The 24,785-nt window shown below is 31.4% G+C and carries 26 protein-coding genes; 4 read left to right on the top strand and 22 right to left on the bottom strand.

All coding sequences use genetic code 11. The features are described 5' to 3' along the window. Positions 1–9: 9 nt before the first annotated feature. Complete coding sequence (locus tag ACFCYN_RS19275) at positions 10–360, bottom strand: ArsR/SmtB family transcription factor (RefSeq protein ID WP_375951105.1); 351 nt, start codon at positions 358–360, stop codon at positions 10–12. Positions 361–855: 495 nt separating this feature from the next. Between ACFCYN_RS19275 and ACFCYN_RS19270 the strand changes: the two genes are divergently transcribed. Further along, the gene (locus tag ACFCYN_RS19270; protein ID WP_375951103.1) at positions 856–1,560 is read left to right on the top strand and encodes an FHA domain-containing protein; all 705 of its coding nucleotides are present in this window, start codon (positions 856–858) and stop codon (positions 1,558–1,560) included. Positions 1,561–1,691: 131 nt separating this feature from the next. Here ACFCYN_RS19270 and ACFCYN_RS19265 read toward each other — a convergent pair whose 3' ends face one another. The 20 genes from ACFCYN_RS19265 to ACFCYN_RS19170 all read right to left on the bottom strand — a co-directional run bounded on the left by ACFCYN_RS19265 (position 1,692) and on the right by ACFCYN_RS19170 (position 20,914). Beyond that, a complete protein-coding gene (locus tag ACFCYN_RS19265; protein WP_375951102.1) occupies positions 1,692–1,859 on the bottom strand; it encodes a hypothetical protein in 168 nt (55 codons plus the stop codon). A 621-nt stretch (positions 1,860–2,480) separates the two neighbouring features. Then, complete coding sequence (gene nagZ, locus ACFCYN_RS19260) at positions 2,481–4,145, bottom strand: beta-N-acetylhexosaminidase (protein ID WP_375951100.1); 1,665 nt, start codon at positions 4,143–4,145, stop codon at positions 2,481–2,483. 343 nt (positions 4,146–4,488) lie between these two features. Further along, positions 4,489–5,724, bottom strand: coding sequence for an MFS transporter (locus ACFCYN_RS19255; RefSeq protein WP_375951098.1), 1,236 nt, complete (start codon positions 5,722–5,724; stop codon positions 4,489–4,491). Between the two features lie 155 nt (positions 5,725–5,879). Further along, entirely contained in the window at positions 5,880–6,260 is a 381-nt protein-coding gene (locus ACFCYN_RS19250; protein ID WP_375951096.1) for a VOC family protein, read from the bottom strand. A 137-nt stretch (positions 6,261–6,397) separates the two neighbouring features. Then, positions 6,398–7,420: an ROK family transcriptional regulator gene (locus ACFCYN_RS19245; RefSeq protein ID WP_375951094.1), complete on the bottom strand. Its 1,023-nt coding sequence runs from the start codon at positions 7,418–7,420 to the stop codon at positions 6,398–6,400. Positions 7,421–7,638: 218 nt separating this feature from the next. After that, a complete protein-coding gene (locus ACFCYN_RS19240) occupies positions 7,639–7,764 on the bottom strand; it encodes a hypothetical protein (protein ID WP_375951092.1) in 126 nt (41 codons plus the stop codon). A 434-nt stretch (positions 7,765–8,198) separates the two neighbouring features. After that, positions 8,199–9,575, bottom strand: a complete 1,377-nt coding sequence (gene fumC / locus ACFCYN_RS19235) for a class II fumarate hydratase (RefSeq protein ID WP_375951090.1) — start codon at positions 9,573–9,575, stop codon at positions 8,199–8,201. A gap of 361 nt (positions 9,576–9,936) precedes the next feature. Next, entirely contained in the window at positions 9,937–10,335 is a 399-nt protein-coding gene (locus ACFCYN_RS19230) for a DoxX family protein (RefSeq protein WP_375951088.1), read from the bottom strand. A 128-nt stretch (positions 10,336–10,463) separates the two neighbouring features. Beyond that, complete coding sequence (locus tag ACFCYN_RS19225) at positions 10,464–10,862, bottom strand: DoxX family protein (protein WP_172444590.1); 399 nt, start codon at positions 10,860–10,862, stop codon at positions 10,464–10,466. 64 nt (positions 10,863–10,926) lie between these two features. After that, the gene (locus tag ACFCYN_RS19220; RefSeq protein ID WP_375951086.1) at positions 10,927–11,349 is read right to left on the bottom strand and encodes a MarR family winged helix-turn-helix transcriptional regulator; all 423 of its coding nucleotides are present in this window, start codon (positions 11,347–11,349) and stop codon (positions 10,927–10,929) included. Positions 11,350–11,695: 346 nt separating this feature from the next. After that, positions 11,696–11,926 (bottom strand): hypothetical protein, encoded by a 231-nt coding sequence (locus ACFCYN_RS19215; protein WP_098118324.1) that lies wholly within the window; start codon positions 11,924–11,926, stop codon positions 11,696–11,698. A gap of 113 nt (positions 11,927–12,039) precedes the next feature. Further along, on the bottom strand, positions 12,040–13,110 hold the full coding sequence (gene pseI, locus ACFCYN_RS19210) for a pseudaminic acid synthase (RefSeq protein WP_375951084.1): 1,071 nt from the start codon (positions 13,108–13,110) through the stop codon (positions 12,040–12,042). Continuing rightward, positions 13,103–13,660 carry a UDP-4-amino-4,6-dideoxy-N-acetyl-beta-L-altrosamine N-acetyltransferase gene (pseH, locus tag ACFCYN_RS19205; protein WP_375951082.1) on the bottom strand — a complete coding sequence of 186 codons (558 nt, stop codon included), beginning with the start codon at positions 13,658–13,660 and terminating at the stop codon, positions 13,103–13,105. The genes pseI and pseH overlap by 8 nt, the downstream gene beginning before the upstream one ends. Further along, positions 13,647–14,762: a UDP-2,4-diacetamido-2,4,6-trideoxy-beta-L-altropyranose hydrolase gene (gene pseG / locus ACFCYN_RS19200; RefSeq protein ID WP_375951080.1), complete on the bottom strand. Its 1,116-nt coding sequence runs from the start codon at positions 14,760–14,762 to the stop codon at positions 13,647–13,649. The genes pseH and pseG overlap by 14 nt, the downstream gene beginning before the upstream one ends. After that, positions 14,752–15,498, bottom strand: coding sequence for a cytidylyltransferase domain-containing protein (locus ACFCYN_RS19195; RefSeq protein WP_375951078.1), 747 nt, complete (start codon positions 15,496–15,498; stop codon positions 14,752–14,754). The genes pseG and ACFCYN_RS19195 overlap by 11 nt, the downstream gene beginning before the upstream one ends. Positions 15,499–15,534: 36 nt before the next feature. After that, the gene (pseC, locus tag ACFCYN_RS19190; protein ID WP_375951076.1) at positions 15,535–16,740 is read right to left on the bottom strand and encodes a UDP-4-amino-4,6-dideoxy-N-acetyl-beta-L-altrosamine transaminase; all 1,206 of its coding nucleotides are present in this window, start codon (positions 16,738–16,740) and stop codon (positions 15,535–15,537) included. Beyond that, a complete protein-coding gene (locus ACFCYN_RS19185) occupies positions 16,733–17,701 on the bottom strand; it encodes an NAD-dependent epimerase/dehydratase family protein (RefSeq protein WP_375951074.1) in 969 nt (322 codons plus the stop codon). Before ACFCYN_RS19185 ends, pseC begins: the two co-directional genes overlap by 8 nt. 11 nt (positions 17,702–17,712) lie before the next feature. Beyond that, positions 17,713–18,717 (bottom strand): SDR family NAD(P)-dependent oxidoreductase, encoded by a 1,005-nt coding sequence (locus ACFCYN_RS19180; RefSeq protein WP_172444582.1) that lies wholly within the window; start codon positions 18,715–18,717, stop codon positions 17,713–17,715. Beyond that, positions 18,717–20,135 (bottom strand): CDP-glycerol glycerophosphotransferase family protein, encoded by a 1,419-nt coding sequence (locus tag ACFCYN_RS19175; protein ID WP_375951072.1) that lies wholly within the window; start codon positions 20,133–20,135, stop codon positions 18,717–18,719. The genes ACFCYN_RS19180 and ACFCYN_RS19175 overlap by 1 nt, the downstream gene beginning before the upstream one ends. Then, a complete protein-coding gene (locus ACFCYN_RS19170; protein WP_375951070.1) occupies positions 20,132–20,914 on the bottom strand; it encodes a glycosyltransferase family A protein in 783 nt (260 codons plus the stop codon). Before ACFCYN_RS19170 ends, ACFCYN_RS19175 begins: the two co-directional genes overlap by 4 nt. Before the next feature lie 311 nt (positions 20,915–21,225). Here ACFCYN_RS19170 and ACFCYN_RS19165 point away from each other — a divergent pair, with 311 nt between their 5' ends. Beyond that, positions 21,226–21,441, top strand: a complete 216-nt coding sequence (locus ACFCYN_RS19165; RefSeq protein WP_172444579.1) for a hypothetical protein — start codon at positions 21,226–21,228, stop codon at positions 21,439–21,441. Between the two features lie 3 nt (positions 21,442–21,444). After that, on the top strand, positions 21,445–22,413 hold the full coding sequence (locus ACFCYN_RS19160) for a CgeB family protein (protein ID WP_375951068.1): 969 nt from the start codon (positions 21,445–21,447) through the stop codon (positions 22,411–22,413). A gap of 106 nt (positions 22,414–22,519) precedes the next feature. Here the strand turns inward: ACFCYN_RS19160 and fabF are convergent, their stop codons facing one another. Next, entirely contained in the window at positions 22,520–23,752 is a 1,233-nt protein-coding gene (fabF, locus tag ACFCYN_RS19155; RefSeq protein ID WP_375951066.1) for a beta-ketoacyl-ACP synthase II, read from the bottom strand. Positions 23,753–23,859: 107 nt separating this feature from the next. Between fabF and ACFCYN_RS19150 the strand changes: the two genes are divergently transcribed. Further along, positions 23,860–24,699, top strand: coding sequence for a helix-turn-helix transcriptional regulator (locus tag ACFCYN_RS19150; RefSeq protein ID WP_172444576.1), 840 nt, complete (start codon positions 23,860–23,862; stop codon positions 24,697–24,699). Positions 24,700–24,785 lie beyond the last annotated feature (86 nt).

The following is a 24,785-nucleotide window of genomic DNA, read 5'->3' as shown; positions in this document are numbered from 1 at the left end:
AATCTCCCCCTACTCACAACATTTTTGTCTAACAGGACTATTTTTTATTAATTTTTCGATTAAATCGGTTTGAACAGGAATCTGTTTTAAAATATTATGGATCATTGGATAATAAGCTGATTCTTTATTTAATGAATAGTAAACCCATTGCCCTTTTTTAGTTTCATTTAATATTCCACCAACTTTTAGTTTGCGCAAATGTTGACTAATAGATGGTTGACTCATATCAAATGCTTCGACAAATTCACAAACACAGCATTCTTGATGATCTAAAACTGCTACAATTGATAACCGTGTTTTATCACTTAAAAGCTTAAGTACATCAGATACATCTTCTATCGATATTCTTGTATTTATCATATTTCTATTCCCCCTTCATTCAATATAAGTATACACTTATATAACTATGTACTTATATTAATATCAAAAAAAATGAATAGCAACTATTTCCTATTTAATTTACATAAATTTCACTTAGTGATACAAAGGGTTGTTTCAAATTTAAAGTCTAGTTCATTTTCTTGATGAACTCTACTGCTTCACTTTCATTTAAATTGAATCAGCTAGAATATTAAAGAATTTTATTATATTGGATTATCGTTTGAATGTTCAAATGTTACTGTAATGTTAAAAAGTTGAGGAAATGATACAAAATAAATAGTGAACCAACTAAACAAATATAACTAATCAAAAAAATCTATAAAACATGAGTTTAGTAATGAAATTGAAGTACTCTTTATTTTCTTAAAAGTTAATAATCTAGTTCTTACTTTAATGAATTATCTTTACAAATTAGCGGCATATGATATACTCTTTATTTGGTTTAACTAGATTAGTTTTCAAAGGAGTAACTTCATGAGTATTCAAAACGTGTATCTTTCGTTAAAACAAGGAGAAACGGCCACAAACCAGAATAGATTTCCTATTACAAATAATGAAACATTGCTAGGGCGTACGTGGGATAATGAATTCCCAGATATTCCTTTTACAAGTCAATATATTTCAAGAAAACATGCTTTAATTAGTTTTGATAAGGAAGAAAATTACACTATCGTTGATCTCATGAGTAAACATGGAACACAAGTAAATCATATTTTAATAGAGAAAAACAAACCATTTTTCCTTCGAGATGGCGATTGCATAAGTCTTGCAAGTGGTGCCGCTGTACTTATTTTTCATAATCTATCAGAGCAGAACCTTGGAGACACACTTGATATGCCTTTAATCTTAGATAAACACATAAACGATTTCAAGGGTTTAACTGTGAATATAGTTAAGAGAGAAATTTTAATTGATGGCGTAAGAATCCATTTAACTAGTAAAGATACAGAATTATTTTTGTTGTTATATCAAAGAGCCAATAGCGCAGTTAGCTATAGCGATATTAAAATTAATGTTTGGCCGGAACGAATGACTAGTGTTATTGGGCAGCCTGATGTAGGGCGGGAAGAAATTAATACCCTTTTATATAGATTACGTAAGAAATTAGGTAAATACGGTCAATTGATAGTTTCTGTGCCTAGATATGGATATATGTTTGAACAAGAGGATATGGAATAGATTAAACCTATTAATCGAATGAAAAAGAGTGTAGAAATTTAAAAAATCTACACTCTTTTTAGCATATTATTATATTTCCATTTTTGTTATTAACTAAAAACATTTATATATTTTCCTATTAATTAGATAGCTTATAATAAATTAGATTTTACTTTTTTCTCTAAAATCGTTAATTCAATATAAATTGCCATAAAAGAGCACAATGAACCAACTAAAAGAAATATTGCGCATACATATACAGGTAGAATTAACAGAATGTACCCTAATAAAGTTACAGCAATCATTAATAAATATAACATTACAATTCACCCTTTTTCACATTAATTAAATTTAAATCAAATCGTCTATAAAAAAATTATGTACTCATGTAAAGGTATTACATCAGGCTTTCTTACTCAATATCACATTGGTAACAAAACAGTAACATTTTAAAATTAATAATAACTATAGACTCAAAGCTCGATCAGGAATTGTAGTTATTCTTTTCTGTTGCCAGCTCACTCAGTAATCTTCAATAAAAATATACACTGGGGTTACGACTTTTAGCATTTTCACTTCATTGTTCTTATAATTTTGAAATGAAAAAATTTACCATCTTTATTTAATCTTGCACGGTTATTCATTTAGTCACTTCTTTGTATAGTAAAAATAACTAGCAAAAATGTTAGCTTTTTTACTTCTTTACATGTGTGTCAGAGCAATTCTAAATTAAATGGAACACTGTTTTCGTAAAATTTGTTGTTTTTGAAAAAAGAAAAATTTGCGTTTAAATAAATTCATGGACAAATTCTAATACTAATCTCCAGAGGTGATATTATGACTAAATGGAATGAACAAGCCGCAGCAAATAATAATTTGCCATCACTGGTTCTCAACAGAAAAAAGAGCTAGTCGGATATTTGCCGATTAGCTCTTTTTAATTAGTTTTTAACATTTTTAGGATTATAAATTGAATAATGGTCTAAAATTAGATTTTTATTCTTTAAAGGGAAAACCAATTTAAGTTTATATGATCCAGTAGAATAAGTTAATATTTTTTCATTATTTGAAGTAGTAACTTCTGAACTTGGTGAACCAAAGTAATTTTTTACATTCGTAATAGATAAATACTTTAACTGAGGATCAAAAGAGCGTAATTCAAATATAGGATGGCCTTTTTGATAACCAACTACTACATTTTTTTTTGTATATGTGTTATAAGTTCCTTTTGCAGCGGCGACATATACGCTACTGTCTTCTTTACCCCATTTATTCTTTATTGAATCAATAGTTGAATTCATTACATTAAATTCTGCATTGATTATTTTTCCTTCTTTAGCGTTTGTTGAAATACTTTTTAATATTGTGTTCTGTATAGAATTGGCTTTCTTAATTTCGTTATTTAAATTTGTCACATTAACAGGCTGAACTTTATTATTATTTAATTTATATTTTTGTTTTAAAGATAGAATTTTATATACACTTTTATTAATTGTGTCTTCTGATATTTTGTGATTTATTACGGCTGAATAGATGCTATTATAAATAGTTTTAACATTTTGATTACCATGTCCGATCAAAATTATATTACTTCCGGCATTAATAGATGTTACTGCTGCATTACTTAAGTTATAGTGTTTAGCTATAGCTCCCATTGACATATCATCAGTTATTACGACCCCATTATACCCATATTGTTTTCGTAAAAGATCCGTTATCACTGCTTTAGACATGGAAGCTGGATATTTAGAATCTACTTTTTTTACTAAAATGTGTGCTACCATCAGCATATCAGCATGATTTTTGATTGCATTATCGAAAGGAACTAACTCGAATTTCTTCAAACTTGATAAGTCTTTGTTCACGATCGGAAGTTCTAAATGAGAATCAACTGAAGTATCCCCATGCCCAGGGAAATGTTTAATAACAGGAATTATGTTTCCTTTTCGAATTCCTTCCATCATTCCCTCACCAATTTTTGAAACGGTACTTGAATTTGTACCATAAGAACGATCTCCGATTACTGTATTTTTAGGATTACTTTGAATATCTAATACTGGTGAAAAATCAGTATTGAAACCAAATGATGATAGTTCCTTAGAAATTATATCCCCTATGTTATAAGCGTATTGTACATTATTTTTATTTCCAATTGTTCTAGCAGCAGGTGTATTAATAACCGTGGAAGGCATCCGATTTACCCTACCGCCTTCTTGATCGACGGATATAAATAAAGGAACCTTGTTATTTTTATTGTATGTTTTTATATCATTTGTTAAATTTACTAATTGACTTGGACTTTTTATATTTGTTCCAAATAGAATTACGCCACCTAACTTATAATTTTTTAAAAGAGTATCTGCATTACTTGATGTTGTTCCATCAAAACCTGCAATAATCATTTGACCAATTTTTTCTTTAAGCGTTAATTTATTTAGTTCAACAAGGACTGGGTCAGTTTTTGAAACAGTTACATTTTTCTTTTTAGTAGATCCAGTATTATTAGCCGTACTTTCATTTTTTTGAGCATTAACTACCATACAACCTGATAATAATAGGAAACTACTAATCGCAATCACTGATAATCTTTTAATCTTATTTTTCATAATTTCACCCCTAAATTCAATATGGTATAAATGTCAATATTGTCTTCGGAAAAATTATAGCAAATAAATGTTTCAAAATTGTAAATAATTTGTAAGAAATCTATAATCTAATTCAAATCTAATCTTAAATCCAGTTATGGTTAATAAAGTGTACGCCTTCAAATGCTGTATTTATATGAAAATATTCGTTAAATAATTTTTCTATTGAATGTAGTGATTGCCGTTTACATGGTTTTAGGTGAAACATTTATCCTAGTGCCGGATCACAAAAAATCCTTATAGACTGAGTCGTATAAGGATTTTATTACAGCATGATATCTTAACAGCTAGTACTCACATACTACTACTTCATTGAATTAGATACATTCTCTAATTCTACTTTATTTTGATTACTTATAGGAGTAGCTGCTTTAGAAAGTAATCCTGAGATGGTTACAGCAATAAGGACGAAAATTAGGGCTCGTAGTAAACCTATATGTTCCCCAATAACTCCTAAAAATGGTGGTCCTACTAAAAATGCTAAATAACCTGCCGTCGATACCGCACTTACTCTTGCTGCAACTCTATGTGGATCGTCTCCTGCAGCAGACATTCCTACTGGAAATCCAAATGCTGCACCAAGTCCCCATAAAACAATTCCAACAGTTGCTACCCCGTAACTATTACCCAATATAACGATAAGCAGTCCTGCAATCGCAAAAAGCGCTGAAGATCGTAATATAATAACGCGGCCGAAACGGTCAAGTAATTTATCGCCAGCTGCACGTCCTATAGTCATAGAACCTACAAATAAACCATATGCGAACGAACCCATAGCTGGCGTAACATTGTAGCCATCAACCATAATAAGTGGTAACCAGTCATTTGCTGAACCTTCAACAAAAGCCATTCCAAGAACGATAATTCCGATCATAACTGTTCGTCGCTCTTTCCAAACAGCCAAATGTTCTTTACTTCTCTTTGCTTTATCTGAATCACTAGCTTCCTCTTTTGCAGTGTCAGCAGGTACAAAACGGTATAAATATAAAGTAATTAAGACTATTACCACAGCAGTAATTGACATGTGAATCGCTACAGAAATATTTGATTTAATCATGATTGATCCAATTAATGCTCCAAGAAGGGTACCTAAGCTAAATGCGGCATGAAAACCTGTTAAAAGTGACTTTTTAGCGGCTTTCTCAACTGCAGTTCCCTCTACATTCATCGCTACATCGCATATTCCTTGCCCAAAACCAAAGACACTTAATCCCAAAAATATTATTATGCTATTTGCAAATAATGAGCTACTGATTCCGACAATTAAGATCCCAATTGATGCTACCGATAGACCTAATAACATGACAAAACGTCCGCCCTTTTGAGCAATAAGAAAACTAGCACTTGTGAGTCCAATTATTGATCCTACTGCAAGCCCAAATATGATTATACCCATCTCTGCTGTTGTAGCTCCAAGAGCATCCCTTATTGCTGGCGTTCGAGATACCCACGATGCTGCAGCAAATCCAGACAATGCAAAAATAAAATAAATGGCCACACGCCATAATTGAATTTGACGATCATTTAATGAATATTTCATACATGACCTCCTCGTTAAATTAATGGTTAAAAGATTAATAAATAATGCAAAAAACTTATTAAAGACATTTAAAAAGTGTCGAACAAAAACTTATTAAACGTATTTAATAAGTTGCTATTCAAGTACATTACGTTTTCTATCATTCTAGTATTGTATTATACAGTCAACTCAATTAGATTACCTTCTGGGTCTTTTATTACACTCTCATAATACCCATCTCCAGTGACACGAGGACCATCAACAAGAGTATAACCATTATTTTTAAACTTGTTTGTCATCTGATTAACTTTCTCCTGGCTTCCTAAGGATATTGCAATATGTGCCCAACCAAATTGATTTCCGTTATTCGTCTTATTTATCCCATCCTTTCGCATAATCTCTAATCGTGCGCCAGATTCAAAAGTAAGAAAATAAGATTCGAACTTCTTTTCGATGTTATAATATTTATCGTTTGACTTACAGTTAAAATAAGTCTGGTAAAAGTCCTTCATACCTTCCAAATCGTGAACCCATATCGCAATATGTTCAATTTTCATTTATATTTCACTCCCAAATATTATTTATGACTAAATCTTAGTATTAAAAGAGGATCACCACCTAAAATAAACTAATTGTTTTTTTAGCTATATGTACGCGAAAAAAATTAAATGCAACCAGAACCTGATTAAATGATTCAATCAATCATTAGTTTAAGACAAAGACTTTGTAGACCAAATAAATAGTCTTGTTTCCAATCACTCGTCGTAAGTGCTGGAAGATGTTCGGAAGGTATGTAATTTGTACTAGCAATTCTAATTTTATCTAAGATTGTGTTATCAACTTCATCAATACAAAAAATGAAAATATGAGGGTTAATAATAGCAACAAATGAGGCTATTAACCTGCTAATTGCATCTATTTCATGATCTTGACTTATTATTAGCGTTTTATTTCTTTTTCCATTTCTTAATGCCTTCCCAAAATTTTTGTCATCATATTGAGGAACGAATGAAACCTCTCCAGAGAAAAAAGTACTTCCTCGAACAACATCACCGTTTACCATAATTCCTGCACCTGGTCCATTTTGACCTGAATACAAATAAACAAGTGATTGCTTCTCTTTTATTCCTCTATAATTGTGAAAACCAAGAACTGCGGCATTCATATCGTTCTCTACCACGACAGGAATCGAAAAATGCTCCTCATAATATTCTTTTAAATTAATGTTTTGAAATTGCTCGTATCCTGGGATATAAAATATTTTTCCATGTTCAACGGCTCCTGGCACACCAATTGACATTGAACTTATTTTTGGATAATTGGTCATTATATTTTCAATCGTCGTAGTTAAAAAATCTAAACTTTTCTCTAATAGAGCACTAGGCGCATTACCTTTTTCTTTTACTTCACCCGCACAATTAAAAATAATAAAATTCGTCTCTGTTCTTTCTAAAAATATGACCAAGCCTAACATATGCTCAGGATTGTAAGAATATCTTTTTGCTCGCCTTCCACCACTAGAATCATCCAGACCGACTAAACAAACTTCTCCTTCTTTTTCCATCTCTGCTAAAAACTTACTAATTGTCGGGAAACTAATTTCTAACATTTGACTTAGTTCCACTTTTGTTGCACTACCTATTTTTAAAAGCGTAGAACGAATTCCACGAAGAATCACTTTCTTCATAGAACTTGGAGTTGGAATAATTTCACTCACTAAAATCACCACCTTAAGTAACTTATTAAACGCATTTAATAAGTATTGGCGTTAATATAACATAAATATGTTGTTAAAACAATGAATCCTGATTAAATAAACACAACGAAGATAATAGCCTATATGTATATGCTCCTAATGTTGAATTTTACTAACTCATAAGCGCTTCATGAGTTAGTAAAATAAAAAAAAAGACATAGTATAAATACTTTTGTCTTTTACAAGTTACTTACGATAAACGGAATCGTAATCACCGTTACTAATATTAAGATCCAGTTATATTTTTTAAGATTCTCTTCAATTTTTTGCATCTCATCTACTGTACTTGTATTAAGGTTTTCCATTTAGTCCGCCTTCTTTCAATTTAATTTTTATTTAAGTATGATGTCATTATAATTAAAAGATGTGAACTTAATGTGAATTTATGTTAACTTTAGTTAACTTAATCCTATTTCTGGTAAAAATTCAATAATTCGTCACATTTAAATAAATCCTCTAACAATTCATTTTATATTTCAAACTAATTTCCACCTAATCGATCGGCTTTTTTAAAGGCTTGATAAACAAGCAATAACAAAAACAAAATTGGTATATAAAAATAAAGAAAACTAGAGGTAACGTATGTCATGAACGTTCCTATTCTCTCAACATCCAATTTACTTTTGACACTGATGACCATGAAATGAACAATATAAAAGCTAAAAAAAGAAGCTCCCAACTTCACATAAAATTGGAAGCCCCTATTGAATTCGTCCATTACAATTGTTAACTTTTCAGACTAAATCATATTTTCAGGTCTAACGATTTGATCGAACTCTTCTTCTGATAAATAGCCTGTTTTTATAGCTGCTTCCTTAAGTGTAGTACCTTCTTTATATGCTAATTTTGCGATTGATGCTGCCTTTTCATAACCAATGTGAGGGTTTAATGCTGTTACTAGCATAAGTGATCGATTAAGATTTTGTTCAATCACTTCTATATTTGCTTCGATGCCTTTTGCACAATGATCATTAAATGAATTCATTGCGTTTGAAAGTAGTCGAACTGATTGTAAAAAATTATAAATGATGACGGGTTTAAATACATTCAATTCAAAGTTCCCTTGACTAGCGGCAAAGCCAATTGTCATGTCATTTCCTATAATTTGTGTTACCACCATAGTGAGTGCTTCTGATTGAGTTGGATTTACTTTTCCTGGCATGATTGAGCTTCCTGGTTCGTTTGATGGGATGGTTATTTCACCGATCCCACTTCTAGGTCCACTTGCCATCCAGCGGACATCATTCGCAATTTTCATTAAATCTGCAGCCAATGATTTTAAAGCGCCATGAGTAAAAACGATTTCATCATGACTTGTTAGAGCTTGGAATTTATTTTCAGCAGAAATAAACTGATAACCAGTTAATGAACTTATTTCTTCTGCCATCAATTTAGCAAATTTTGGATGTGTATTGATCCCTGTACCTACCGCTGTCCCACCAATTGCTAACTCAACAATAAATTTCATACTATCTACAATCATTTGTTCACTTTTTTCAAGCATACGATGCCACCCACTTATTTCTTGACCTAGCGTTATTGGTGTCGCATCTTGTAAGTGCGTTCGTCCGATTTTAATAATATTATTAAATTTACTTACTTTTTCATTTAGTGTATTTTTCAAGCAACTTATTGCGGGTAATAATTGCTTATTAATTGAAAGAGTACTGGCAATATGCATTGCTGTTGGGAACGTATCATTTGAACTTTGTGACATATTAACATCGTCATTTGGATGAATTTGCTTATTGCTTCCTCTCTCTACTAAGAGTTGATTCCCACGGTGAGCGATTACTTCATTTACATTCATATTTGTTTGTGTACCACTACCAGTTTGCCAAACTACAAGTGGAAAATGATCGTCATACTTGCCTGTTACAATCTCATCCACAGCTAAAATGATTGCGTCTGCTTTTTCATGATCTAATTTATCTAGTTTTTTATTTACAATCGCAGCACTTTTTTTAATTAGTGCTAAAGCATAAATTAATTGAATAGGCATTTTCTCTGAACCAATTTTAAAGTTTTCAAAACTACGCTGTGTTTGTGCCCCCCAAAGTTTATCTACAGGAACTTTTATCTCACCAATTGAATCTTTTTCAATTCGAAAATCCAATTTTATGCCTCCTAGTTTTTATTTACTAATTAAAACAAATAGTTTTTCAATCTAATTCATGAAAGTAATTATGGAATATTGTCTTGTACGTACTTTATTAAACTTATGTATAATGTATTACCGTGAAAACTAGTTTTAAAAAAGATCCTTGAATGGTGCAAATATAGTCAATGATTATGTATTGTTTAAAGTTTTAGTTAACGATAAAAAAATTATGTACTTGCCTTTCTTTGAGTAAAAGTTCTTTTTTATGTCTAGCCTAAAAAAAATTAAGCTAATCGAATAAATCTTGATTAGCTCAATTTTTTTGTTGATATTTTTCACACATTTATTTAAAGTGTAAAACTTAATTCATAAGTTATTAGAATAAAAATGTATCTAACGCATATTGACCAGGACCAATTAAAGCTACTCCGATCGCAACTGCAACCAAAGTTAAGTTGTATTCATATCCATTAGATGTTGCCCATAACCCATTCGGCCCATGAACTTTAATAATCGCCATGACCATAGTTCCAGTAATTATAATTGCTGCAAGTGGTGTAAATAATCCTAAAGCAAACAAAATTCCACCAACAAGTTCTGCTAATCCTGCGAAAAGTGCAATTGTTACTCCTGGTTTCATACCAATCGAATCAAACCATCCACCAGTACCTTTCAATCCATGGCCACCGAACCAACCAAATAATTTTTGCGCACCGTGACCTACAAATAGTAAACCGATTACCAAACGTATAATTAATAAACCAATATTTATCATCTTAAAATCCTCCTAACTGTTATTTATCTTTAATTCGAGATAATTTATTAAAAAAAATAAACGATTACACATTTTTCCTTACTTTTTTCAAAAGCTGTTCAAATAAACATTTCCTAATAAGGGGGTTATTAGAATAAAAATGTATCTAACGCATATTGACCAGGACCAATTAAAGCTACTCCGATCGCAACTGCAACCAAAGTTAAGTTGTATTCATATCCATTAGATGTTGCCCATAACCCATTCGGCGCATGAACCTTAATAATCGCCATGACCATAGTTCCAGCAATAATAATTCCTGCAAGTGGTGTAAATAATCCTAAAGCAAACAAAATACCACCAATAAGTTCTGCTAATCCTGCGAAAAGTGCAATCGTTACTCCTGGCTTCATACCAATCGAATCAAACCATCCACCAGTACCTTTCAATCCATAACCGCCGAACCAACCAAATAATTTTTGCGCACCGTGACCTACAAATAGTAATCCAATTACTAAACGAATAATTAATAAACCAATATTTATCATCTTAAAATCCTCCTAATTGTTATTTATCTTTAATTCGAGATAATTTATTAAAAAAAATGAACGATTACACATTATTCTTTACTTTTGTTAGAAGCTTTACTAAAAGCTCTGCCTCGTCAGAATCTAATAATTCAAACATTTGATTAACAATTACATGGTATTTCGGCATGATTTCATCCATTAAACCATTTCCATCAACAGTTAATGTAACATGAATCATTCGACGGTCATCTGGACAGTCACTTCTAATTAATAAACCTCTTTGCTCAAGCTTATCAATAATATACGTCATAGAACCACTTGATACCAATATTGAATTTCCGATTTGTTGGATTGTTTGTTTTCCTCTTTGATATAGTACCTCTAATACCGAAAATTCTGTAATACTTATATTGTTTATTGCCAATTCTTTCTTTATTCGATCATGAATTGCTTTAGATGATTGCATTAAAAGTAAAAAAGATTGATTTTGGCATTTTTTCTCCAACTATTTCACCTCCCTGATGTATTTCGAATTTAAGTATCTTGAATACGAGATAATCATAATACGTATACAACTTACTGTCAATAATATAATTATATTTTATTACAATGAAATTAATTTTGAGAACATTTTATCGATATAATTAGTTAATTTAACAAGCATTTTTCAACGTTCCCCTCAGCTAACTCTTTATTTTCCTTACTCAAGAATTTATAGGTTTTAATTTATTCATCAAAATAGTTACGGGATCTTTTTTATATTGAGTTCATCATTTCGTTCAATTGTATTTATGTATTTTCTATTAATATAAAAACCTTGCTTTTTCAAGCAAGGTTCAATGTGAAAAGTATTAAGCTCCCGGAACTCCTACTTGTGAGATTCTTCTACAATCTACAATAACTAGTCCTCCACTTACACTAGAAAAATACGCCAGATTTGTGGAAGAATCGAAAGTAATAAAGAAATTTACGCTTTCTGATACGCCATCTACTATAATTTCATTAATAGGATATTGTGGCGGTAGAGTAGATAAAAACTCACAAATACTTCTAGGTCTACTAAATTCTTCATTTGATCCCAATTTAATCCATCCCCCTCCTTTACCTCTCAATCTATTATATTGATTGATTAATATTTTGATTAGATTAGTATCTCTCAAGTTTAAAAAATAGTTTTTTATTAATTTTAATAGTTTTATTCCTCCAAATCTCCTTCCATAAGCATGTCCCAGCTTAGGGCAGTACCTTTTTCGATTACTCTATTAACTTTTTTCCCTAAGATTAGCTTTAAATATTTCGGTGCAAGTCCATAGCCTGGACGAATAATCTTTATATTTTCTTTCGTTAATGATTCTCCAGCATTAATCTGTTCAGAAATATAAATGGATCTTCTAAATTGCATTGATTTTTTCTCTTCATCGGTAGGACCAATAAAGATAGACCCTAATGATTTCCATGCTGAATAAGTTTCAGTAACTAGATTTGAAAATTCATCAGGCTCCAATGAGAAAGCTGCATCCACACCTCCAACTGAGCGATCTAATGTGAAGTGCTTTTCAATTACTGTACTTCCAAGCGCAACACTAGCTACAGCAACACCGTTGTCCAACGTATGATCTGATAATCCTACTTGGCATTGAAATATATCTTTTAAATAAGGTATGGTTCGAATATTGGAGTGTTCTGGTGTAGCAGGATAGCTACTAGTGCATTTTAATAAAATAATCTCTTTGCAGCCCGCTCCTCTAATTGTTTCTACCATCTCACTAATCTCTGAAATTGTTGCCATACCAGTAGAAATAATAATGGGTTTTCCTTTTGAAGCGACTTTTTTTAAAAGTGGAAGATCATTATTTTCAAATGAAGCAATTTTATAGCAAGGAACTTCGAGTGTTTCTAAAAATTCTAGTGAGGTTTCGTCAAACGGAGTACTAAAAGGAATCATGCCAAATTCTTTACATCGTTTAAAAATTGGCTCATGCCATTCCCACGGGGTATATGCTTCTTCGTATAATTCGTATAAAGATTTTCCTTTCCAAAGCTGATTTTCCGGATTTACGATAAATTCATTTTTACGAATGTTTAAAGTCATTGTGTCAGGCAAATAAGTTTGAATTTTAAATGCATGTGCACCTGCTTTAGCGGCAGCCTCTACAATCTTTAAGGCTCGTTCAAGTGATTTATTATGATTACCTGACATTTCAGCAATAATAAACGGGGGATGATTTTGTCCGATTTTTTTATTCCCAATTAAAATTTCATTCAAAGTCTTTATTAACCTCCTTTTTTAAAAATGCACAATATTGTTGCCATCTTTCTTTAAATAATCCAAATATAATTAAATCTTCAAATTGATTGTTTTTAAGAATCTGTTTTTCAAGTCTACCTTCTTCAATAAATCCTAATTTTTTATGATAATTTAAACTAATCAAATTAAATTCAAGTACATACGCACTTACTTTCCTCATGTTTAACTCATTATAAAGATAATCCAATGCTAATATCCCCATAACCGTTCCAGAACCACGTGGTGCATTCTTTTCTCCAATATAAAAGCCCCACTCACAAGTTCTGTGTAATTTATTTAAATTTGTAAATTGAATAAATCCAATTGGTTTATTCTTATATAAACAAAGTTTTGCGATTTTCGTTTGGTCATCGTTTAAAGAATGAAACCAATTCGTATGCTGTTCGATTGTAATCGTTTCATCTGAGTTCATAACAGATCTGATTCGATCGGAATTTCTCCACGCTAAAATAAGATTTAAATCTTTCTGTTCTAAATTACTTAGTTTAAAACCCTCAATTTGTATCATTTAAACATTCAACAACTTTCTCTATAAAACTATTTAAGCGATTTTCTCCCATTAATTTATAAGCGTTTTGAGACATCTTTAATACGTTTAAAGGATTCTCCATTAATAAATTCAGTTTTTTCTCAATTAGTTCTGAAGTTACTAATGTACTTTTACCTAAATGATAGATTGAGCCAGTTTCGTTTACTAAATTTATAATATCGACTTGATTATCAGCTGTGGCGATTGTTAATGTAGGCAAACCTAAATAACATCTTTCCCATGTAGTTGTCCCACCTGCACCGATGGAAAGATCAGCCAAATTCATTAATTTAGCCATATGACTAATTTGACAATGAAAATGAATATTTGCTTTGTCTTTACAAAGTAATTTAATAGCTTCCTTATTTTTATTACTATTTCCAACAACAATATCAATATGGATGTGTGAATAGATAGATTTTATTAATACGTTTAATGTTTTAAGTGTTTCATTAGTAGGATCACTACCGCCAAAAAAAACAAGAATTCTTTTTATATTCCCGTTTCTGTTACGTATATTTATTTTTTCATCCATGAATTCTTTACGTAATATGACATATGGCGTGCCTATGAATTTCACACAGTTTGCAGGTACTAAATCTTGATACCGCTCACTATTGTTAGAAAGATTCTGATCTAAAAGAATATGACAAAAATGATTTCGATTTGCTAAATCATCTATTACGATTATTTCTTTTCTGACTAGCTGATAAAATAATTCTTCCCATTTGGAATCAATCGAATAGTGGTCAATAATGAAACACGACTTTGATGGATTATTATTCATAACGTTTACTGTTTGCAATACATCTGTCTTCCAATCAACTGACAACCAGGCTTCATAAGGATTTTCTAGTTTTTGAGGAAAATCTTGATTACTTGCTCCACTTGGTAGAGTACACAATTTATAACCATGTTCTTCTATCAAATAATTTAAATTACCTTGTAAATCTCGACAAATAAACACAATATTAATCCCATATTTTGAAAATAAATTAGCAAGAGTCAAGCAGCGCATAACATGACCAGTTCCGATTTCATAAGAAGCATCAACTCGAAAATAAATCGATTTACTGTTCATTAAATTCCTCTATTTGCTTTTGCTTAATATGGTGATTAATCGTTAATAATTCAGGCTTTCTTTCGAATAAATCGTATAGTTCCTGTAATGTGAAGAAAGGATTAATTGGATAGATTTCCTCGATAATCGTACTGATCAACTTAAAATCTTCAGGAGTATCAACGGTAAGTCGAATATGACTTTTATTTACTTTTTGAACGATTTGTCTAATGGTATATTTTTGTGAGCGGTATATAAAAGGGGTAACATGTTCTCGATAAGATTCAGGTAGTTGTAACTGATTAATTGTCTTTAATAAAGAAAAAGACATCACTTCAATGTCCATCCCAATAGGGAAACTCCTTTGAACAGTATTCGAAGCATAGTCAATATGATGCATATTTAATATGAATTCATTGATAACCTTGTCGATAATAGTTGGATCGATTAAAGGACAATCAGAAGTGAGTCGAACGATTAGATCTGCATTGTACAAAGACGCTGCTTCAAAATATCTGGATAAAACATCATCCTCTGAGCCACGGTAACAAGATATAGACATGAATTCACAAAAATTCACGATTTCTAGATCTAGTTCGTTTGTAGTTGTTGCTACTATGATTTCGTCAATTAGCTTTGCTCTTTTTACCCGTTCTATTTGATAGGCTAATAAAGGTTTATTCAATACTTTTAACAGTACTTTACCAGGTAATCTTGTAGAACCCATTCGTGCTTGAATTATAGCGACAACTTTCATTTTTACACTCCCTTTTAAATAGAGATTGATTGTTACTTACAATCTACTTTTCGAAAAGTAATTTAAAACTTTTTTTACAGCATTTACAACGTCCTTGGCGTCTTCATCACTCATTCCTGCATGTAATGGCAATGTAATGAACTCTTCATAGCAAGTTTCCGTCACTGGCCAACTACCTTTTATATAACCTAAACTTTCGTAATAAGGATGGTAATAAACAGGTACATAATGAACGTTTACCCCAATATTTTCTTTTTGTAATGCCTCAAAAATTAATTTGCGATTGGCATTGAGATTACGAGATTTAAGTTTTATTATATACAAATGCCAACTTGAGTCTCCGTTTTTATCTTGGTAAGGTAAGATAAGATCTTTAAGTGATGCTAATTCATGCGTATAAAAACGACTAATTTGTTTTCGTCTAACAATAAATGAATCTAGTTTTTTTAATTGCGATATGCCAAGTGATGCTTGAATATCTGTCATTCGATAATTAAAGCCAAGCGAATGCATCTCGTAATACCACGGACCATGATTTTCTTTCAATAAATGTTTAGCTCGCACAATTCCATGAGATCTAAATTGAATTAATTTTTGATAGTATTCTTCATTGTTTGTTGTAATCATTCCGCCTTCACCGGTTGTGATATGTTTGACAGGATGAAAACTAAACATTGTCATATCACCGATTGATCCAATTTTCTTATTTTTATATTTAGCTCCTAAAGCATGCGCTGCATCTTCAATCATAATAAGATTATTCTCTTTTACAATTTCCAAAAGTTGCTCAAGATCCGCTGGTTGACCTGTAAAATGAACAGGAATAATCGCTTTTGTATTTTTGGTTATCTTCTCTTTGATCTGTGAAGGGTTGATATTATAGGTTTTTGGATCAATATCAACAAATACTGGAATGCCTCCTTGATATAAGACACAATTTGAAGTTGCAGCGAATGTCATTGGTGTTGTGATAACCTCATCACCCTTACCAATTCCTGCTGCGAAACAAGCACCGTGTAAAGCAGCGGTTCCACTTGAGAATGCCACAGCATATTTAGCCCCTGTATATTCAGCAATCTCTTTTTCAAACTGTACAATCGTTGGACCTGTTGTAATAAAATCACTACTTAATACTTTTATAACTGAGTGAATGTCGTCTTCATTTATGACTTGTTTCCCATATGGTAGGAAATGATCGCGCACAGGTTGTCCACCATAAATAGCTAATTTCTCTTTATCCATTTGTAGAATCACTCAAATTTGCAATCGTTTTTTTGATCCAATCTTCTGTTTTTTGTAGACCTTCATCAATAGTTATTTTTGGTTTCCATAGCATAATCTTTTCGGCTTTTTGAAAATTACATAATAGTTTTGGAATTTCGCTTTGAGGATGAATATGAGGAATGTGGTAAATAGGAACTTGTTTTTTCGAAATTTTTGCCGCTAATTCATTAATTGAAAGATCTTTTCCAGACCCGGCGTTAATAATTTCTCCGTTTAAAAGATCATTATATCCTGCTTCTACAACGAAATCAGCACAGTCTTCTACATAAAGTAAGTCTCTAGTCTGAGTCCCATCGCCATAAATATTAATTGGTAATCCTTTTAATTTATTATGGATAAAAATGGAAACGACGCCACCTTCACCACCAGTTCTTTGAAATGGACCATACGTATTAAATGGTCTTAAAACGACTACTGGTAACCCATAGGAAAAAAAGTATGACAAAACCATATTTTCTGCAGCAATTTTAGAGCCTGCATAAGGTGAAGCGGGTTTAGTTGGAGATTTCTCATTAATTCCATCATCATTGTAGGCTTTCTCATATACCATACAAGTGCTCATAAACACTAATTTCACATGATAGTTCCGACATTCTTCCAATAAATAAAAAGTTGCAAGTGTATCATTTTTAAAAGTTGTTTCTGGATCATCAATACTATCTTGTACATTAATACTTGCTCCTAAGTGATAGCAAATATCAAATTTTATACTACTAAACAGGTCCTGAATTGATTGTCGGTCTTTTAAATCGATAATTCTTAACCCTTTGAGATTCTCATTCCCAATAAATTCATTCACATTTTCAATAGATGAATTCGATAAATTATCTACAATCCATACTTTTTGGCCATCTTTTAGTAATTTTCCAACTATCCACCTACCGATAAACCCAGTACCACCAGTCACTAATACGTTCATTAAACTCCTCCTTAGATCAGATTTTCTTTTCGTATTATTTCTCTTACTTGATCTTTATTTATAGGGATTTCACCTGCTGAGCTATATGTTCCTGGTTTTGTCTTCTTAGCTCCTATATAAGTTTTATTTGCTGAAAAAAATGATGGGATAATATATAAATCTGGCAATTCAAACGAGACGAGTGATTCTTCGTAAGTCATTAATTCCTCATATTTTTTTTCACCAGGTTTTAAACCAATTTCGATCATTTTCACATCAGAAGGATCGATGCCACATTTTATAGACGTTTCTTCAATGACTGTTTCAGCTAAATCTTTTAAATTAATGACTGGCATTTTTAAGATAAATGTTTCGCCACCTTGAGCAATTTTTAGTGATTCAATAGTTAGTTTTGTAGCTTGTTCTAATGTCATCATAAATCTCGTCATATTTAAATCAGTTACTGTCACGATTTTTTTCTCTTTTACTTGGTTTATAAATAATGGAATGACTGAACCTCGCGAGCCAATTACATTGCCAAATCGAACACTTGAAAAAATTGTGTGTTTTGACCCCTTAGAATATTCCGCTGAAGAGATAAGTTTTTCTGCAGTTAATTTTGTTGCGCCATAATTATTCGTTGGTGAAATAGCTTTATCGGTACTTGTAAAAACGACCTTTTTAACATTTTGATTTTTTGCAGCAGAAATGACATTGTATGTTCCGATTACATTCGTTAAGACAGCTTCAAATGGATTATATTCACAAAATTCAACATGCTTCATCGCAGCTGTATGGAATACATAATCAATATCTTCCATTGCACTTACTAAACGTTCATAATTACGAATATCGCCTATTAAAAATCTTAATCTTGGATCATGATTAAATTCAATTTTTAAATTAAATTGTTTATATTCATCTCTACTAAATATTCTAATCACATCTGGCTCTTCATTTAAAAGTTCCTTTACGATACTTTTACCAATCGTACCTGTTCCACCGATTACTAAAATTTTTTTATTCTTAAAAAACATTAGTTATCACCTCTTGCTAATTCGCAAACTAAGTTAAAAAGTTCTTTGCCAGAATTTTTCACATGATAGGAATCTGCTAGAAAGTTATTTTTTATATTTTCATAATTTTGTTTTTCATCAGAATTGTAACAGTAAGTGGATAGTGTTTTTACTAATTCATCTGGATCTTTTTGTGTGTATTTATCTAATCGATTGAAGTAATCATATTGCCGATTACTTATGACAAAGTAATAGACAAAAGTAGGTTTATTGAATAAGCAACTTTCTAAAGCTACAGTAGATAACGATGCAATTATGATATCTGAATTCGCTATTAATTCATGCGTATTAACAATACGATCTGTAACTACTTGAACAGACTTATATTTCCTCATTAATTCTACATATAACTTAACTCTATTTTTTGCTAGCTCCCAAGGATGTGGCTTTATCAATAATTGGAAAGTATTATTATTCACAAGTAAATCAATCATTTTTTTAAACTGATTCGAATTTGTATTTGGACCAGTTGCAATTAAGATTGTTGTTTTATTTTCATCTAGATTATATTTTTTAAGAAATTCATTTTTACTAACTTTTGGATAGTTAAAAATGTCATCATATCTAGGATGACCGATTGTAGCAATTCTTTTTGAGTCAAGTCCACGTTCTATATACCATCTCTTCTCATATTCACCATAAACGGCGACTTTGCTAGTAAACACTGGCATAAATGCTTCTTCACCCATTAGGATTCCATGTTGAAGACAGATGCTAGGAATACCGTTCATTAACCCGACAATTCCAAGAGCGCGACTAACCATATCCTCTGTCGTTCCGACGATCACTGTAGATATAGCGTTTTGTTCGTATAAATTAAATACTGTCGCAATCGCATCTACAATTAAAGGAATTCTTTGTAAAAATGTGTTTTTAAAAAATGCATTACCAAATGCTGGATGTTCTTTCAATTTATTAAATAGTTCGTAAGCAGTTTCGATTATTTTTTTTGAGGATTCGGTTGTATCGATTTTAAAGTTTCCAATAAATAAATTTGGGAGATCTGAGTAGGTAGGATTTTTTGAGCGGGATAGAATGACGGTTTTTTCTTTATTGAAACATTCGTTTATTTTTTTACCCGTAATTCTAAGGTAGTCTAGGTTAATTAACACATTTCCATTTTCAACATTTTTAATCGAATTAGTCATTTTAGGAATTAGATTAGCAAAAAAAGGTTGAATATCAGTAGTGTCGTTTATCGTCGCATGTTTTAATTGTGTTTGAAAATCTTTTTTCTCCATACATAATTTAAGTTCTTCATCGATTTGTTGATAAAAATTGGTCATGATTGCTATTGGTATATTTCTATATGTCAAAGTTTTAAAGAGGTTGATAAATTCACTATAAAGTAACCAATAGTTTGAGAGATAATGACTCATCTTATCCCTCCATTTTTTTTCTTAAATCTTATATCTTCTCTTAATTCTTTACATGTTCTCTGCTCTGGCAACAGTTTAATAAATTCATTTTGTTCTTTTTGTGCCAATTGAAAATGAATTGATTGTTCAGTAATAAAGTTATCATCTAATATTTCCGTAATTGGATAAAAATCCCAAAAATGATTTAATCGCCAAAAAAATCGAGCGTCCCCAATTCGATAAAATGTTGGATCAACATCCCAATAAGAACCAAACTTTTCATATATGATAGGTAGAATTGATTTCCTATGCATAATAGAACAATGATCAATTTGGCAAGATGCTACTGAAACAATACCATGAGTTGCTCTTAATTTTGTATTAATTATTTCTTTATTTTCATTTAAAATATTTACTAATGAAGCTGAGTAGGCAATCATTACCTTAGGGTGATTCTCTAAATAGTGGACCATTTTTTCTAATCGGTTTTTTCGATAGCAATTATCGTCAGTCGCATATGAAATATATTCACCTTTTGCGATCGTTAAGGCTTGATTTATTAAATCTGCATATCGAACCTTTTCTACTCTTTGTTTCATAGTTTTTATATTACTTTGAAAAAATCGAATTCGCTGATCACTTAGAAACGGCCTGATCTTATCTAAAGTTTCTTCGCTGGAATTATCATCCATCAATAGCAGTTCAAAATCAGTAAAAGTTTGATTTAGTATCGACTGAATTGATTTTGAAATATATTCTGGTTTATTAAAACTAGTCATTATGATTGAAACCTTTGTCAAAACTTCCCCTCCTTTTTTTAACATTCTCTATACAGTATGAACTGTCTCATTAAATGTAATAGGAAAGAAAACTATATTAAACAAGTTTAGTAGAATTATCGTAAAAAATAGAACGATCGGTAGACTAATTGCGCGACTAATTTACTATATTTCATATTAATACTAGTAATTAATGCTATACCTTTTACGTTTTTTAACAAAATTTTAGTTAAATCTACTAATTTTCAACTAATACATAAAAACAAGTAACTTTTTTAAAACTTTTCATATATTAGTTTTGAATTGAAAATTTATAATAAGGTGGGTAAAATTTGAACAGTTTCCAACACTTAGTTGAAAATCTTATAGCAGGACAAGTTATTATTATCACGACAGACTCGGGAGACACTATTGGACCAGCACAATTCGTTACATTTAACGCGCTGACAAATATTATAACATTGAAAGAATTTAGCTCACTTTCTCCGAGTGAGGAAGTCATCGTAGCTTTGATTGCATCAAAAATAGAATCTATTAGATACCATTAGTAGATGAAAGTTTTATATTTTCAGTCAGCTTATAAGGGCATCTATTCTTATTTTGATTTATGGCTAAAAGAAGTATCTTCCGAAAAAATTGATCTAATCAGTATTCCAATAAGTACGAATCAGACAATGTTAAAGAATTTGATTTTAACAATTAAACCAACGTATATATTTATGATGATTGGTAATTCAAAACCAATCCATTTACTAAAACTGATAAATGAGATGAAAATCCCTCTTATTCTATGGTTTACAGAAGATCCTTTCTATATTGATGTTAGTTATGAATTGCTACCATATGCAGATTGTATTCTTTCCATTGATCAGTCATCTTGTGAATTTTATTCTAAACTTGGAGATAAGCAGATTCATTATCTCCCTTTAGCAACAAACGAGAATATTTTTAAGCCGATTAATCGAAATAAAGATTTCGATTTGTTATTAATAGGTTATCCTTATCCAAGTAGAATTAAATTAGTGCAATCAATCATTGATTTAACAAATTATTCAATAGTCCTAATCGGAAAAAATTGGAGAAAATCCTTGAATATTTCAATTCAAAGAAAGAAAAACATTCGATTTGTTACGAATTGGATTCCTCCAAATATTGTTAATTATTGGTATAATCGAGCAAAAATCATTTTAAACCCTCATAGAGAGTCTACTTTTTTGTTAAATAAAAATAGATTTCATGTAATCAATCGTAGTGTAAATAATCGATTTTTTGATATTGCTTTAAGCGGAGGGTTTCAGTTGATTAATGACAAAATAGATCCCTTTGTCGATGAGGAAATAGAAAGTTTATTTCGATATTCTGATGAGAAAAATTGTATCGATTTAATTCATAAATTTATTAATGAGTCTTCTAATAGGGACAAAATCACAACTGAAATACGATCAAAAATGATAGGAAAAAACACATTTTCTGACAGATTAAAGACGCTAAAAAATATACTGGGACAAAATTCTATATAATAGGTTAAATTGAAAAATATTTTAAGTAATAATATGAATGAGATTAAATCAAAAATAAAAAGCCTTTGTTAAAAAAGGCTTTTACTTTTTTATCTTTTACAATGTATCATTCATACTTTTTCAATACAATTGCTGAATTGTGTCCACCAAATCCAAATGAGTTGGAGATACCAATCGTCAAATTTTTCTTTCTTGCTCCTTCTGATACATAGTCTAGATCACATTCTGGATCAGGATGTGTTAAATTTATCGTTGGAGGTATTATACCTTCTTGTAAACTTTTCACTAAAGAAATTGCTTCTACCCCACCTGCTGCACCAAGCATATGGCCAAGCATTGATTTATTAGCTGTGATTGGAATTTGCTTAGCTTGTTCGCCAAACAACTTTTTAATTGCAAGTGTTTCTGAAACATCGCCTAACGGTGTGCTTGTAGCATGTGCACTGATCACATCCACATCTTCAATCGTAATATTTGCTCGGTTCAATGCGTTTCTCATCGCAATATAAGCTCCACGCCCTTCTGGATGTGTGGCTACCATATGATACGCATCCGAACTTGCTCCATATCCAATTACCTCACATAAAATTGGTGCATTTCTTTGTAATGCGTGCTCTAAAGATTCCAATACTAATAATCCAGCACCTTCACTCATGACAAATCCATCTCTTTGTGCGTCAAAGGGTCTGCTAGCTATAGTAGGATCTGTATTCGTCGATAAAGCTTTTGCGTTACCAAAACTAGCTAAGGATACTTGTGATATAGCTGCTTCTGTACCACCCGCAAATATCACGTCAGCTTCTCCGTTACGAATTGTATTAAAGGCTTCACCGATTGACGAATTGCCTATTGAGCACGCTGTTACGGGAGATAATGAAGGACCTAGTGCACCTAATCGAATACTAATTTGAGCTGCTGCGGCATTTGAGATAATCATTGGTACTAGGCTTGGACTTACTCGACTTGGTCCACGTTCATTTAGAAGATTTACATTCTCAATGAACGTATTAATTCCTCCAATACCTGAACCTACATAAACACCTAATCGTTCGAGATCAATTTTATCAAGTTGAATTTGTGAGTTTTCCAGTGCTTGTTCTGCAGCTGCTAAAGCAAATTGACAAAAACGATCTAATTTTCTAGCTTCTTTTCTTCCCCATCGTTCTTCTGCATTAAAATCACGGACAATACCTGCTACTTTTGTTTTAATATTTGACACATCAATCGTATCAATTGTACTGACACCAGATTGACCTTTTAATAGGTTATTCCATACCGTTTCAACATCATTGCCTAAAGGTGAAATAACACCCATACCAGTAATTACAATTCTTTTCATACTAATTCCTCCAAGTGTTTTTCTTTATTTTAACGCGTATTTATCCTATTACAAGTTGTAGTTTATCCTAGTATAATTTATACTACGTTTTAGAAAGGAGTTTAAATATGAAACCAGAGACCAGACTTCAAGCACTATCAGAGTTTTTAAAAACACAGCGTTCTAAGCTTAGTCCGCAAATGGTTGGCTTGCCACTTGGAACTCGTAGAAGAACTCCAGGGCTACGAAGAGAAGAAGTTGCTCAAATCGCTGGAGTGAGTACTACTTGGTATACATGGCTAGAACAAGGACGAGATATAAAAGTCTCTACTTCTGTATTAGACGCCATTTCAGATGCATTGCAATTAAATAAAGATGAACGCAATTATTTTTATGCACTTGCCTTACCAGAAGTGGAAAAGCGTTCATTTTCAGGTGAAGAGGAAACAATTATTAGTCCAGCGCTAAAAAAAATAGTCCAGGAACTACGATATTGCCCCATTATTATTTCAGATCGAAGATGCCATATAGTTGGGTGGAATCAAGCAGCGGCCCACGTTTTCCTAGATTTTTCTCAAATTGAACCAGAAAAACGCAATCTTATTGAGCTCCTTTTTTCTAGAAAAGAGTTTAAAACTTTAGCAGTAAATTGGGTGCATTTTGTAAAAGGATTTTTATCAATTTTCCGTACATATTACGGGCAATATGTTGGAGATCGGTGGTATACATTATTTATTAGTGAAATGGAGGAAAACTATCCTGAGTTTCATGAGCTATGGAATGAAAGCGAAGTAAGTTCAGCACCTGAAGTGTTAATTGAATTTAGACATGCAAAAACAGGGAAAATGCAATTTAATTTAACTTCATTACAAGTGCAAGGAAATGTTGATCTAAGATGCAGCGTCTATACACCTGTTGAAAATACGAACACAGAATCGAAGCTTATAAAATTGATGGGTAATGAATGAATATAGCTATTTTATTATTTAAGTAAATGGGTTCCTTAAAGAAGGATATTTTCTAGTTTAAGCGAATTAGAATTTCAAACAAACCT

Origin of the sequence: Gottfriedia sp. NPDC056225, assembly GCF_042267765.1 — a bacterium.
Lineage (GTDB): Bacteria > Bacillota > Bacilli > Bacillales > Bacillaceae_G > Gottfriedia.
This window is presented reverse-complemented; position numbering and strand designations above follow the sequence as displayed.